This window comes from Bradyrhizobium sp. USDA 376 (genome assembly GCF_054063675.1).
The window spans coordinates 4,049,525-4,062,644 of record NZ_JBSSGN010000001.1; the positions used below are offsets into that span (position 1 = coordinate 4,049,525).

The window sequence follows — 13,120 nt, forward strand, 5'->3', positions numbered from 1 at the left end:
ATTTCCGGCAGACGTCCTATCGCCTCCTGACCAGCTTGAGCGGACGACTGGTCCGTTGATTGCGCGGTTTCTCCGTCGTGCCCTGCGCCTCGGGCGGCCTCAGGAAGCGCGCGAGCATCGTCCTCAGATGCTCCACGTTCTGCTTGATATCCAGCTTCGGATTGCGGATCGGCATTGCGCGGGATCCGTCGATGAGGGCGATCAGGATGTTCGCCGTCGCCTCCGGATCGAGTCCTGAATCCACCCGTCCCTGGTCCTGCGCCTGGCGCAGGAAGTCGCTCCACATAGCGCGGACTGCGGCGGTGTGCCGTTCGATGATTTTGGCGAATTCCGGATTGCGGGCGGCCTCCGCGAGGCCATCCAGATTGAGGATCTGGGCGGGACGAAACCGCAGGCTGGTTTCCTCGATATCGACAAGTAGCGCCTCGATCACGTCGGTGGCCGCGAGAATCTTTTCAAACCGTTCCGCCGAACGCGCGAGACCGAGGTCGATCATCGCCTCGATGATCGCCATCTTGCTCGGAAAGTAGTGATAGAGGTGGCCGGGACTGATCCCGGCCTCGGTGCAGATGTCCGTCGTGCTGGCTCCGCGGAAGCCGTCCCGGGTGAAGCAGCGGATCGCCGCGCCGAGGATCTCGGCGCGCTTCTGCTCATGCTTGACGGGATCCACTTTCCTCAAATCGGACATCTCCATTCACACTCGCCCCGTTTAGCACGACGATTCGCCACGAGAAAATCAAAATTAGAGAGTTCCATCTATTTATGTTGACGGATGTTGCGGGGCGTGAAAGTGATTATTAGAGCGATCCATCTAATAATCCGTCGATGCGGAAATGGGACCATGCGCTTTCCACCGACGGCCCTGATGAGTGTCGCGCTTGCTCTTGGCGGGTGCGCGGCCGCACCGCTCGAACGGGCCGGCTCGCTCAGGAGCTACGACCGGATGTCGGATGCGAACGGACTGGTGACGCGATCGCAGATTCGCGTGAACAAGAAGGACGTGCTGGCGGCCAAGACCATCCGGATCGCGTCGACCGCCTTTCCCGCGCGCACCGACGTGGCGTTGACCGAAAAGGAACGTCGCCTGGTCGCAAACGCGGTCAGCCGCGAGCTTTGCCTTCGCTTGAGCGAGCGCTTCCGCATCGTCTCCTCCGATGATGACGCCGACCTCACGGTGCAGGCGACGGTGACGCATGCCGCGCCAACCAGCCCGACTGCCTCCGGCGCCTCGAAAGCCCTGTCGATTGCCAAGACCGTCGCGCTTCCCGGCGTGCCCGTACCGGTGCCGCGGCTTCCGGTTGGGCTCGGCAGCCTTTCGGTCGAGGCGGAAGCGCGCGATTTTGCAGGATTCCAGAAGGCGGCCATGGTGTGGGCGCGCAGTGCCAATTCCATCGCAAGCTCTGCGCGGGTCGCCAACGAAGGCGATGCCTACGATCTCGCCGGCGATTTCGGCGCGGACTTCGCCAAGCTGGTGACGACCGGAGAGTCGCCTTTCGGCGGTGTCCCTGCATTGCCGCCGATGGAGAGCATTCCCGTGCGCCTCGGCGGGGCGCCCAAATATGTCGCATGCGAGGCGTTCGGACGTTTTCCGGGCCTGACCGGCCTTGCGGGGCAGGGGCTTGGTCTGCCGCCGGCATGGACGGATTCCGGCGCCAAGGAGAGTCCGAGCAACAATCCGGCCCCAGCACCGCCCCCAGGACCTGGTCCAGAGCAGGCGCTGACGCAGTAATGCGGCTGCACTCCCAGCGATATCCGCCTCGACACATTGGTAGCCGGTCAGAGCCGACGACATGCAGACATCCGGAACGACACGCCCCTCCCAACGCGCTTTGCGCCAACGCGCAGCGGGCGGCGACGCGAACGCGGGGAGCGCTCCCCTGTTCACGGCCGATGAAGCGTGGAGCCGGACGATTGCGGATCGGCGCCTGGCCGGCGAGACGGACGATCGGGATTCTTTGCTCGAACCCGGCTTCTGGATGACGGCCCTGGTTGCGTTCCTGCCGACGGTCGCGGGGTGCCTCTATCTCTTCCTGACCCAGGGATGAGGCGCGCATCGAGCGCGGTGCCGGATACGCGATGCGTTCACGACATGAGTTGGCGCGGTGCGACCACCGAAGGTCCGTCGTCGGCCACCGCAGATCACTGGCGGCCTTGTCCGCCGTCTTGACGCTGCTGCTGGCGGGATGCGCGTCGAATCTGCCTCCGGTCTACCATCCTCCGCGTCCGCCGGGCACCAAGGCGGTGCAGGAGGGCGTCAGGAAAGGGGCCGTTGAAGTCAAATTGACCGGGGGGCTCGAGACATCTGCTGTCCGTCATACAGACCACGGGCCGGGATCCTATTTCGTCTGCCTGAGGCAGCGCGGTGGTCCGTCCGATAGACACCCCGCCTATTCAGTCTTTTTCGACGATGACGCCTACAAGGGAATCCAGCATTCGGTGATCTCCGATGCCTGCGAAGCCCAGCCATGGACTCCGTTCAATTGATGTCGGGGCGCGGGAATGGGAGCCTTGATCGACGGGAGTTTGGGGCTGGGTTCCGTGCCCCAAAAACCACCCAATCGGTGGTCACTAAGGCCCCTTCGGGGAGGCCTCTGCCTCCCGTGGTGGGACTGCTGGATTGATGATTGATTTGAGGCGGCTAGTCGTGCTGGTAGCTGTCGCGCTGCTCGCCTTGAGCACCGGCACGGCCGTTGCCTCACCGGCCAAGTCCAAGTCCAAGGCCACCGTGGCCGCGCCTGCCGCGCCGCCACCCCCACCGTTCGAGCCATTGCCGCCGCCGAAAATCTACCTGTTTCGGGGCGCGATGGGGCCGATCTTCTCGACCGGCATGGACCGGCTCGGCGAGAGGCTGACACAGGCCGGCTTCTCGGCCGACGTTTATGAATTCACGATCTGCCGGCTGATCGGCAACCGCGCCATCGCCAGCTACAAGGAGAGCCCGGCGCCCATCGTGCTGATCGGCCATTCGATGGGCGGGTTGTGCTCGGTCGTCATCTCCGAGATGGCGGCCAAGGAGAACATCCCGGTCAGCCTCGTGATTGCCATCGATCCTGCGCATGCGACCGGCGACGTGCCGCTCAATGTCGAGCGCTTCATCAACATCTTCCTGTCCGACAGCGTGCTCGGCGGCGGCGATGTCGTGGCCGTGCCCGGCTATCGCGGCCATTACGCGAGCTACGACCTGAAAGAGAACAGCCGCGTCTCGCACATCAACATCGAGAAGTCCGACGATATCCATCGCCAGATCGTCGAGATGGTGACGCAGCTGCCCCGAATTCCGCCCCAGGCCCAGGCCGATGCCGTGCCACTGCGCTATCTCGTGCCCGCGGATACGCTGGTCGAATTGTGGGATAGCGGCGTGCGGGTGCCGGTGCGCCGCGGCGACACCATGGAGAGCATCGCCGCAGCCAATCGCGTGCCGCTGTGGACGCTCGCGCAGAGCAACTCGCTTGCAGAGAACGCGCAGCTCACCCCGGGCCAGACCATCATCGTCCCGCGCCATCTGACGCCGCCGGAGCCTGCCGCCGCGATGGCGACGCCGCCGCCCGCCGGGCGGAAGTAGAGCCGCGGTTTCAGCAGATCAAGCTCACACCAGCAGATCATGCGGCACATGAGGCCCGCCTAAGCCGCCCGCGCCGTGCGCATTATCGTCCGGCTGCGGAACCTCGCCCGCTGTCGCGGCGCCACCATGTCCGTAGGCATGTGCCACGCCTTCATGACGATCGAGCGGCGCCGGGAGATCGTCCACAAATGCGACGCCCGACTTCTCGATCGCCGGAGTCAGGAACTTGAAGGAATCGTCCGATCCGGACGGATGGGCCTGCGTGTTTCCGTGTGGGCCGTGCGTGTCGTCTGCCGCAGAATGAGGTTGTCCATTGGACTTGTCGGCCGCCTCCATCGAAGCATGACTGTGTTTGCTTTCTTGAGATTGATTCGAATGAGCGTTGCCGCCGTTTCCGAGACCTTTCTGGGAGGCGATATCGAGAAGCGCACTGGCGGTATCGGCAAGGCTTGCATGGCCATGAGCCTCGGCAGCCTTGCCGTTATCTAGATGCTGGTCGATGGCAACGAGCGCATCCGGCATGCTGAAAGCTGTGGCATGATTTTGCTCCGCTATGCCGATCGCGCCAATCCCCGTCGGATGGATGCTGTCGTCGGTCCGGGACGGTTCGAAGACAAATTTGAAGGGCTCCATCGATAGCGAATGGATCGCCGGTTCCGAGAGGCCGGCGAGTGTTGCAGTCTCGTCCGGCGCGGAAGCGGTGATCTCGTGGCTCCACCCGCTGTGATCCCCATCGATATCGAAGGGATAGCTCACATCGATTGCGGTCCAGCTTCCGTCCAAGGAATCCGAGCCGCTGCTGTCCGTCGCCTCGGTGGAGGCGTCGGAGGTGCTCAATGTCATGGCCAGCGCGTCGCCTTGCGTGGCGGAGGCCGGATCGAGGGTGTCGCTCACCGCCTGGACCGGTGCTGCTGCTTGATCCACGATGAAGTCCGAGGAATCGATGGTCGCGACACCCTGGAGGTGAACCTCCAGCAGGCTGGAATCGCCGATCTGGAGCGGCTGATCGGTCGGATTGACATAGACGACGGTTTCGTTGGCCGAGCTGTCGTAGATCCAGGCGATGGTGTGGGGTGGCACGGACGAGCTCGTCGAGCTCAACGCCAGGATCACGAATCCGAGCGCGCCGATCGCCGTCAAATCGATCTTGTCGCTTCCCGATCTGAAATCGGTGATCGTATCGAACCGGCCGGCCCTGGAATCTACCGCCGACAGATAGACGAAGACATCATCGCCATTGCTGCCCGTGAGCTTGTCCGCACCGAACCCGCCGATGATGGTGTCGTTCTCGTTGCTGCCGTCGATGGTGTCTTGCCCGGAGCCGCCGTAGATGACGTCGGCTCCGTTGTTGCCCTTGATCGTGTCGTCGCCGGATCCGCCGAAGATGGTGTCGCTCACGCCGGTTCCGTTAAGGGTGTCGTCGCCGGCGCCGCCATAGACGATCTGGGAAACGCTGCCGCCACCTGCGATGCTGTCGCCCCCGGGCGTGCCAAAGACAAACGGGGGATCGGTTACGACAGTTGATCCCGTCGCCAGATTGTCGAAGTCGTTGGGGTCAGCGTCGCTGGCGCCATGGATGGCGATCGTCACCTCTTGCGTGGTGCCGTCGATCGTCGTGACCGTGAAATGATCGGTGAGCGTGTCGCCGACATCCAGCGCGTCCACCACGGCGTTGTTGTTGTCGAGCGTATAGGTCCACAGCCCGGACGCGGTCATCGTGAAGGTGCCGTAGCCGCCGTCGCTGGCCCTGGGCGAGGTCACCGCCGTGAAGGTGTTGGCCGGATTGTCGAGGTCGGTATCGGTGAGCGCGCCGGTCGCAACTGGCGTGCCGGAGGCGATGCCGCCGGCTTCGAGCACCGAACCCGTCGCCGTTCCGGAAATGAAGGCGGCGTCATTGGTGCCGTTGATCGTGATCGTCACCAGCTGCGGCGTGCCGTCAACCGTGGTCACGGTGAACTGATCGTTCAGCGTATCCCCGACATTGAGCGCCTGCACTGTGCCGTTGCTGTTGTCGAGCGTGTAGGTCCACGTGCCCAGCGCCGTCATCGTGAAGGTGCCGAAGCCGCCCGCGCTCGTCTTTGGCGTGGTGACCGGGGTGAAGGTGTTGGACGGATTGTCAGGATCGAGATCGGTCAACGTGCCGGTCGCGGTTGGCGTACCGGGCGTACCATTGGCCACACCTCCGGCCTCGACCACCGAGCCGGTCACCGTTCCGGAAATGACCGCCCCATCGTTGCTGCCGGTGATGGTGATCGTCACTGTCTGTGCCGTGCCGTCGGCCGAGGTTACCGTGAAACTGTCCGTCAGCGTGGCGCCATTGTTGAGCGCCTGCACCGCGATGTTGTTATTGTCCAGCGTGTAGGTCCACACGCCGGCCGCGGTGATGGTGAAGCTGCCATAGCTTTGCGCGCTCGCCGTCGGTGCGGTGACTGCCACGAACGTGTTGGCGGGATTGTCGACATCCGCGGCGAGAAGCGTGCCCGTCGCGACCGGCGTGCCGGGCGAAGTGCCGCCCGCCTCGGCGACTGAACCGGTCGCAGTCCCGGAGATGATTGCGGCGTCGTTCGTGCCGTTGATCGTGATCGTCACCAGCTGCGGGGTGCCGTCGATCGTGGTCACGGTGAACCGATCGATCAGCGTATCGCCGACATTCAGCGACTGTACTGTGCCGTCGCTATCGTCGAGCGTGTAGGTCCACACGCCGCCGATTGTCATCGTGAACGTGCCGTAGCCGCCCGCGCTCCTGGTCGGCGAGCTGACTGTCGTGAAGGTGTTGGGCGGATTGTCGACATCGATGTCTGTCAGCGTGCCGGTTGCGCTCGGTGAGCCCGGCACCGAATTGGCGACGCCGCCCGCCTCCACCACTGTGCCGGCGGCGTTGCCGGAGATAATGGCCGTGTCGTTGACGCCGAGGATGTTGACGACGAATGTTCGGCTCGTCGAGAACCCGCTGTCCGAGACCGTGATGACGAAACCCATAGTCGTCGGCGACGACAGGGCATTGATGGCAGCCGCGTTCGGAACAAAAGTATAGGCGCCGGATGCGCTATTGAGAAAGAGGGTGCCATACGTACCGGTCTGCGAGAGATCGTAGGTCACTCCGTCCAGGACCGTGGTGCCGGCCGTCCCGCCGCTGAGGCCAAAGGTGAGGGCGGAATTGATCGGGCTGCTGGCGGTGAAAGTGCCGGTTGTCGCGGTGAACGTGTCGTTGAATGCTATCGTGTCGATTTCGGTGGGCCCGCCCGGCACGTTCAGTGACGGCGGCGGGCGTACGATCAAGGGAATGTCGGCCGGCGACAGTGCCGGAAGCAGGTTTAGCGGCGCCGGCGCGTTATCCGGGTTGAAGTTGATGTGCTGCAGCGAGGGGGCAATGACGCCAGGTGGCGTACTGGACCCTGTCGGGCCTTGCGTGAGGTTGGCGAGCACGTCCTGTTGAGCTGCGCGCAGCTCCTCCATGCGAGCAGCGCTGTTGGCAACCTGATTCACGCTGACCGAGGAGCCGACCCTGTTCAGGATGACGGTTTCGCCTGGATCGTCGACAATGATGTGCCGCGGCACCCGCTCCTTGGTGATGAGCTCGAAGACGCCGTGCTGAAGGTCCTTGTAACTGAGCGTATCGTTATCGAGAAACGCGCCGTCAGGGTCCGCGCCTTGCGCATCGTCCACCATCGAGAAAGTCAGCGCTGCCATCGTCAGGATGCCGAAGCCGGTCGCATGGGAGCGGCCGCGAACGCTGCCAAGGGGTGTGTCAACCGTCAGGGTGCCGCTGTTCGCCAGCCGACCGGCCGCGAACGCAAAGCTTCCGCTGGTGACCGCAACGACGGTCGAACGCGAAGCAGAGTCGGATTCGGAGGCGAACTCGCGCAGTTCGACGCGAGCTCCGCCGGCGACGTTGAATATGGTGTCGTCGAGAAGCCGGATCCCGATCTGCGCATCCGCAGCCGTTTCGATTACGTCATGGCGGCAGACAAGGTCGCCAACATTGACCTGCGTGGCCGGGCCATCATCGCGCGTGAGGGTAATGTATCCCAACGTGCTTTGAACGATGCCGATGATCTGGAGGGGAAAAGCCCTAGTGACCCCATCCTGGGGTCCAACGCCAAACGCAACTGACATGGCCGTGGCCTCGTGCGCCGAACAATTCCGGCTCGGCGCGGTGCCGCGGTCTTCTTGTCGGTTTTGCTACGCCGCGGGCGCAATTTTTGGCGTTAGCAACCCCAGGCCTGCACGCCGAAGACATTTGATAAAAAATGCGACTCTATAGGTATAACCAACGTGATGGCAGGTTCAGCGGAGATGCCTCTCCGCGACAGCAATTTGCGCTCTCAAGAAGTTGACGGTTGAGCTATGCGGAACCTAGCTCACTTTCGCTGGTCAGGCAAACGGCTTGGGCCTAAGATCGAGGCCGGAAGAATTACTTTTTCTGGACGACAGGTCCGTTAGGATCGATCCAGGTTGTAGATATTCACGATACACGAATTGCGAGCTTGGTCGCGGCTTACATAGCTCCCATCAAGCGCCACGCAGATCTTCTCGGAAAGGGTGGGTCATGTGCAGGCATATGATTGCAGTTTTTGTGACTGGTTTCATTTGGGCCTCGGCGAGCATTCTTGCTGCGCCAGCGCAGGCTCAAGTCAATCCCGTGACACGCGGCGCTGAGAACGTTGTGCCAAAACCCATCGGCAAGATCGTCGCCGTTGCAGGTTCGGTCTCGATCGAGCACGCAGGCGCGGTCGTCGTCCAGGCCAACCTCGGCGATCCGGCTGCGCAAACCAAGGTCGGCGATGTCGTCTACCTGCGCGACGTCGTGCGAACCGGGGCGGACAGCCGGGTCAGCATCAACTTCAGCGATGGCTCGTCGTTCAATCTGTCGAGCAATGCGCGCATGACGCTGGACGAGTACGTGTACGAGCCGGACGGCAAGTCCAACGCAACGTTCTTCAATCTGGCCAAGGGAACGGCGACCTTTGTCGCCGGCCAGATCGCGAAGAGCGGCGATATGAAAGTCGATACGCCCGTTGCAACGATGGGAATCCGGGGCACCACGCCGCATATCGAAATCGCGGATGACGGCGCGGTCAAGTTCTCGACTCTCATCGAAGAGGGCAAGAGCAAATTGCTGAAGAAGCGCACGACCGCTGCAGCGCCCGAGCAGGGGAGCGGTCCCAGGCCGAACATCTGCAGAGGATGCTGAAGCGACAGGGACATGACGATCAGGGCCGCCATCATCGACAGCGTCGCGCCCGTTCTCGTCCTGCTGTTGCTCGGTTCGCCGGCGGTCGCGCAGCAGCCGCAGAAGAAGAGTCACCTCCAGAACATTCAGCAGTGCAACGGTACGGACCGCATTCCGGCCCAAGCCCGGATCGCCGGCTGCACGGCGCTCATCAATTCGGGCGATGCCAAGCCGGAGTCGCTGGCTATGGCTTACAACAATCGCGGCAACGCCTATGCCGCAGCGGCGGAGTACGACCGCGCGATCAGCGATTTCGATCGGGCGATCGAGCTCGCCGCAGGCTATGTCAAACCGGTGAATAATCGCGGCGTCGCCTATTTGAGGAAGGGGGCATATGAGGACGCGGTCAAGTCCTTCGACGAGGCAATCAGGCTCAACCCGGACTATGGCAGCGCCTTCGCCAACCGCGCCGAAGCCCACCTGAAGCTGAACCAGTATGATCGGGCCGCGCGGGATTTCGACGAGGCCATCCGCCTCGATCCGAATTTGACGTGGGCACGGAGCGGACGCTGCTGGACCCGAGCGGTCATCGGCGATCTGCAGGCCGGGCTCGACGACTGCGACAGGGCGATACAGTCGGGATCGAACGATGCCGCGACATACGATTCACGCGCGCTGATCCATCTGAAGATGGGCCAGTTCGCCGCGGCCATCGACGACTACAGCTCCGCGCTGCGGCTGGCGCCAAACCTGGCAAGCGCGCTCTATGGACGCGGACTTGCCAGGCTCAGGCAGGGCGACAGGGCCGGCGGCGATCGCGACGTCTCGGCAGCAAAGCTCCTCAACGTCAAGGTCGCCGACGAGTTCGCCCGCTACGGCGTGCAGTGACGTCAGGACTGGCTCACCGAAGATTGGCGGTCCAGCTAGACGTTCGACCCGTGGATCGCGTCGATCACGGCGTCGGTCACGTCCTTCGTTGTCGCCTTGCCGCCGACATCGGGTGTCAGCACGCCCGCCGCGCAGACGCGCTCGACCGCCGCCATCAATCGGCTGGCCGCATCCTTCTCGCCGAGATGCTCGAGCATCTGCGCGCCGGTCCAGAACGTCGCGACCGGGTTGGCGATGCCCTTGCCGGTGATGTCGAAGGCCGAGCCGTGGATCGGCTCGAACATCGAGGGGAAGCGGCGCTGCGGATCGATGTTGCCGGTCGGCGCGACGCCGAGGCTTCCCGCCAGCGCGCCGGCAAGATCCGAGAGGATGTCGGCATGCAGATTGGTCGCAACGATGGTGTCGAGGCTCTTCGGGTGCAGCGTCATGCGCACCGTCATGGCGTCGACCAGCATCTTGTCCCAGGTCACGTCGGGGAATTCGCCGGCGACCTCCGCGGCGATCTCGTCCCACATCACCATGCCATGGCGCTGCGCGTTCGACTTGGTCACGACGGTCAGGAATTTGCGCGGACGCGACTGCGCGAGCTGGAATGCATAGCGCATGATGCGGGTCACGCCGACGCGGGTGAAGACCGCGACTTCCGTGCCGACCTCTTCCGGCAGGCCCCTGTGGGCACGGCCGCCCATGCCGGCATATTCGCCTTCCGAGTTCTCGCGCACGATCACCCAGTCGAGATCGCCGACGCCGACATTGCGCAGCGGCGAGGCGACGCCCGGCAAAATCTTGGTCGGCCGCACGTTGGCGTATTGATCAAAGCCCTGGCAGATCGGCAGGCGCAGGCCCCACAGCGTGATGTGGTCGGGCACATCGGGGGCGCCGACCGCGCCGAAATAGATCGCATCGAACTTCTTCAGCTCTGCGAGGCCGTCGGCCGGCATCATCACGCCGTGCTTCTTGTAATAGTCCGAGCCCCAGTCGAACGTCCTCACGTTGAAGGCGAGGTCGCCGCTGCGTTTTGCGAGAGCCTCCAGCACGCGGACGCCGGCCGAGATGACCTCGGGGCCGATGCCGTCGGCGGGAATGGCTGCGATCGAATGGGTGCGCATGGGAAAGCTCCGTTTGAGAGATCAGTGGGATTGTGGGACGGCTTCGACTGGCGCGGTTTTCGCGCGCGACAATAGCAGGGTCAGGACCGCGGAGAGAACGAGCAGGCCGGCGACGAAGTAAAGTCCGCCGACGAAGCTGCCGGTCTGGTCCTTGATCCAGCCGATCATGGCGGGACCTGCGAAGCCGCCGAGATTGCCGATCGAGTTGATGGTCGCAATGCCGGCCGCGGCCGCGGGACCGGACAGGAACAGTGTCGGCATGCTCCACAGCGGCGGTTTTGCCGAGGAGATGCCGATGTTGACGAGCGTCAGCGCGACCAGCACGGCGACGACGCCGGCCGCAAGTCCGGCATAGGCAAGGCCCGCGGCTGCGATCAGGCAGGCCCACACGACGTGCCAGGTGCGCTCGCCGGTGCGGTCCGAATGCCGCGCCCACAGGATCATGGCGACGACGGCGGCCGTCGCCGGCAATGCATTGAGGAAGCCGACCTGGAGCGAGGACAGGCCGAACTGCTTGATGATCTGCGGCGCCCACACGCCCAGCGTGTAGAGGCCGGCCGAGGTGCCGAAATAGATCAGCGACAGCGCCAGCACGCGCGGATCGGCGAGCCCGTGCCAGATGCTGTGGCTCGCGGTCGCGGCCTTGCTGGTGGTCTCGACGTTCATGGTCTCGACTAGCCAGCGCCGCTCGTCTTCAGCAAGCCACTTTGCCTTCTCCGGGCGGTCGGTGAGGAAGCCGAGCACGACGAAGCCGAGCAGCACGGCCGGCAGCGCCTCCAGCACGAACAGCCATTGCCAGCCCTTGAAGCCGAGCATTCCGTCCATCTCCAGCAGCGCGCCGGAGATCGGCGATCCCAGCACGGTCGAGAGCGGCGCGGCCGCCATGAATAGCGCCGTTACGGCGGCGCGTTGGCGCGCCGGGAACCAGTAGGAGAGATAGAGGATGATGCCGGGAAAGAAGCCGGCCTCGGCGACGCCGAGCAGGAAGCGCAGGATGTAGAAGCTGGTCGGCCCTTGTACGAACGCCATCGCGGCCGAGACCAGACCCCAGGTGATCATCACCCGCGCGATCCAGATCCGCGCGCCGATCTTGTGCAGGATGATGTTGGAGGGCACCTCGAACAGGAAATAGCCCCAGAAGAAGATGCCGGCGCCGAAGCCATAGACCGCCGGCGACAGGCCGATGTCCTTGTTCATCGTCAGCGAGGCGAAGCCGATATTGACGCGGTCGATGAAGGCCACGAAGTACAGCAGCATGATGAAGGGAACGATGCGCAAGGTGATCTTGCGCAGCACGCGCGTCTGAATCTCGCTCGCCACCCTGGCCTCCTCAAGTTCCGGTTCTTCGTTATGCGGCGCGAGCCTAGGCGGAGCTGTGAGGTGGACTCAATTGGCCCTGGTTTATACAAAAAAATGATATAATCACGTCCGCGGAAGACGAGAGGACGACGAATGGAATTGCATCAGCTCCGATGCTTCGTGGCGGCGGCCGAGCAGCTGCATTTCGGCCATGCGGCGCAGCAGCTCCAGATGCTGCCCTCCGCACTCGGGCGCCAGATCAGGCTGCTGGAGGAGGATCTCGGCACGCGGCTGTTCGCGCGGACGACGCGCGCGGTCTCGCTCACCGAGGATGGCGCCACGCTGCTGCGTGATGCCCGTGCCATCCTCGCCCGTGTCGAGGCCGTCGAGAACAATTTGCGCAATCGCTCGCGTGCGGGCGCCGCGCGGCGGCTGCGCGTCGGCGCCATCGACAGCGCGGCGGCGGGACTGCTGCCGCCGCTGCTCCGAGACTTCCGCGACAGGCATCCTGACATCGCGGTGCAGCTGCTCGAGGACAAGACGGTCCGGCTGCTGCCAAAGATTTTGACCGGAGCGCTCGACCTCGCCTTCGTCCGCCCGCCCGACAGTGCGGACAAGCGGCTCGAATTCCGCGACCTGCTCCACGAGACCGCCATCGTGGCGTTCCCGCAGCGGCATGCGCTGGCTGAACGCAAGTCAGTCACGTTGGCGCAGATCGCCGAGGAGGCGATGCTGGTGCCGGACCGCCGCTCGCGGCCGCACAGCCACGACCTCACCATCAAGCTGTTCGAGCAGGCCGGGCTGACACCGCGCATCGTGCAGGTCGCCGACGAGAAGCAGACCATCATCAACCTGGTGGCAACGAAGCTCGGGGTCGCGATCGTGCCGCGCTGGACCACGCGGATGGCGGTCTCGGGCGTGCGCTTCGTGTCGCTGCGGCCAAAGCAGAGCGGTCCGGTCGGCCGCCTGCCGCTCGCCGCGGCCTGGCTGCGCGGCTCGCGCGATCCGGCCCGCGACGCTATGCTGGCCGTGCTGGAGGCCCGCCTGCGAAGCTATGCGCGGGAGGCGTGAGCGGCTATGACTGAAGTC

At 64.1% G+C, this 13,120-nt stretch carries 12 protein-coding genes; 8 read left to right on the forward strand and 4 right to left on the reverse strand.

The genetic code is table 11. From position 1 onward, the window contains the following. Positions 1 to 16 precede the first annotated feature (16 nt). Entirely contained in the window at positions 17 to 694 is a 678-nt protein-coding gene (locus ACVJ19_RS18990) for a TetR/AcrR family transcriptional regulator (protein WP_453950547.1), read from the reverse strand. A 171-nt stretch (positions 695 to 865) separates the two neighbouring features. Between ACVJ19_RS18990 and ACVJ19_RS18995 the strand changes: the two genes are divergently transcribed. The 4 genes from ACVJ19_RS18995 (at position 866) to ACVJ19_RS19010 (ending at position 3,562) form a co-directional block, all read left to right on the forward strand. Continuing rightward, positions 866 to 1,729: a DUF3313 domain-containing protein gene (locus tag ACVJ19_RS18995; RefSeq protein WP_453955161.1), complete on the forward strand. Its 864-nt coding sequence runs from the start codon at positions 866 to 868 to the stop codon at positions 1,727 to 1,729. 61 nt (positions 1,730 to 1,790) lie between these two features. After that, positions 1,791 to 2,045: a hypothetical protein gene (locus tag ACVJ19_RS19000; protein WP_453950548.1), complete on the forward strand. Its 255-nt coding sequence runs from the start codon at positions 1,791 to 1,793 to the stop codon at positions 2,043 to 2,045. 118 nt (positions 2,046 to 2,163) lie between these two features. Beyond that, positions 2,164 to 2,484 carry a hypothetical protein gene (locus tag ACVJ19_RS19005; protein WP_453950549.1) on the forward strand — a complete coding sequence of 107 codons (321 nt, stop codon included), beginning with the start codon at positions 2,164 to 2,166 and terminating at the stop codon, positions 2,482 to 2,484. A gap of 136 nt (positions 2,485 to 2,620) precedes the next feature. Continuing rightward, on the forward strand, positions 2,621 to 3,562 hold the full coding sequence (locus tag ACVJ19_RS19010) for a LysM peptidoglycan-binding domain-containing protein (protein WP_453950550.1): 942 nt from the start codon (positions 2,621 to 2,623) through the stop codon (positions 3,560 to 3,562). 24 nt (positions 3,563 to 3,586) lie between these two features. Here ACVJ19_RS19010 and ACVJ19_RS19015 read toward each other — a convergent pair whose 3' ends face one another. After that, positions 3,587 to 7,252 (reverse strand): VCBS domain-containing protein, encoded by a 3,666-nt coding sequence (locus tag ACVJ19_RS19015; protein ID WP_453950551.1) that lies wholly within the window; start codon positions 7,250 to 7,252, stop codon positions 3,587 to 3,589. On the opposite strand from ACVJ19_RS19015, the gene ACVJ19_RS19020 reads away from it, so the two are divergent. The 3 genes from ACVJ19_RS19020 to ACVJ19_RS19030 all read left to right on the forward strand — a co-directional run bounded on the left by ACVJ19_RS19020 (position 7,214) and on the right by ACVJ19_RS19030 (position 9,623). Then, the gene (locus ACVJ19_RS19020; protein WP_453950552.1) at positions 7,214 to 7,675 is read left to right on the forward strand and encodes a hypothetical protein; all 462 of its coding nucleotides are present in this window, start codon (positions 7,214 to 7,216) and stop codon (positions 7,673 to 7,675) included. The two genes, ACVJ19_RS19015 and ACVJ19_RS19020, sit on opposite strands and share 39 nt — an antisense overlap. A 553-nt stretch (positions 7,676 to 8,228) precedes the next feature. Further along, positions 8,229 to 8,756, forward strand: coding sequence for a FecR family protein (locus ACVJ19_RS19025; RefSeq protein ID WP_453950553.1), 528 nt, complete (start codon positions 8,229 to 8,231; stop codon positions 8,754 to 8,756). 12 nt (positions 8,757 to 8,768) lie between these two features. Then, a complete protein-coding gene (locus ACVJ19_RS19030) occupies positions 8,769 to 9,623 on the forward strand; it encodes a tetratricopeptide repeat protein (protein WP_453950554.1) in 855 nt (284 codons plus the stop codon). A gap of 35 nt (positions 9,624 to 9,658) precedes the next feature. Here ACVJ19_RS19030 and ACVJ19_RS19035 read toward each other — a convergent pair whose 3' ends face one another. Both ACVJ19_RS19035 and ACVJ19_RS19040 read right to left on the reverse strand, forming a co-directional pair. Further along, the gene (locus ACVJ19_RS19035; protein ID WP_453950555.1) at positions 9,659 to 10,732 is read right to left on the reverse strand and encodes a tartrate dehydrogenase; all 1,074 of its coding nucleotides are present in this window, start codon (positions 10,730 to 10,732) and stop codon (positions 9,659 to 9,661) included. A 21-nt stretch (positions 10,733 to 10,753) separates the two neighbouring features. Then, entirely contained in the window at positions 10,754 to 12,052 is a 1,299-nt protein-coding gene (locus ACVJ19_RS19040) for an MFS transporter (RefSeq protein WP_453950556.1), read from the reverse strand. A 132-nt stretch (positions 12,053 to 12,184) separates the two neighbouring features. On the opposite strand from ACVJ19_RS19040, the gene ACVJ19_RS19045 reads away from it, so the two are divergent. Then, positions 12,185 to 13,102 carry a LysR substrate-binding domain-containing protein gene (locus ACVJ19_RS19045; protein ID WP_453950557.1) on the forward strand — a complete coding sequence of 306 codons (918 nt, stop codon included), beginning with the start codon at positions 12,185 to 12,187 and terminating at the stop codon, positions 13,100 to 13,102. Positions 13,103 to 13,120 lie beyond the last annotated feature (18 nt).